The sequence below is a fragment of the Tritonibacter sp. SIMBA_163 genome (genome assembly GCF_046535935.1).
GTDB classification, from domain to species: domain Bacteria; phylum Pseudomonadota; class Alphaproteobacteria; order Rhodobacterales; family Rhodobacteraceae; genus Epibacterium; species Epibacterium scottomollicae.
Genome location: NZ_JAWJBP010000890.1, coordinates 1 through 253, shown reverse-complemented (window position 1 = coordinate 253; position 253 = coordinate 1). Strand labels below are relative to the sequence as shown.

Sequence of the window (253 nt, the reverse complement as noted above, 5' to 3'; positions counted from 1 at the left end):
AACCCCTGTCGGCGGTGGCATTCGGTCGCTGAATGTTGCTCCCCGTCAGATCAATGATTTATATGCTTGTGTGCGCCCTTGTCGATACTATCCAGGCACACCTTCCCCACACCGCTATCCCGAACGCCTCGATGTAATTGTTTATCGGGAAAATACAGAGGATATTTATTTGGGAGTGGAGTGGAAAGAAGGGACTGAAACTGCACAGAAGTTAATTGATATCCTGAATAAAGATTTAATTCCCAATACTCCC

At 46.2% G+C, this 253-nt stretch carries 1 protein-coding gene; it reads left to right on the top strand.

Features of this window, described 5'->3' with window-relative positions; genetic code table 11:
- Nucleotides 1-253: isocitrate/isopropylmalate family dehydrogenase (locus R0J92_RS24900; RefSeq protein WP_411053655.1), on the top strand; the 253-nt coding region annotated here is incomplete at both ends.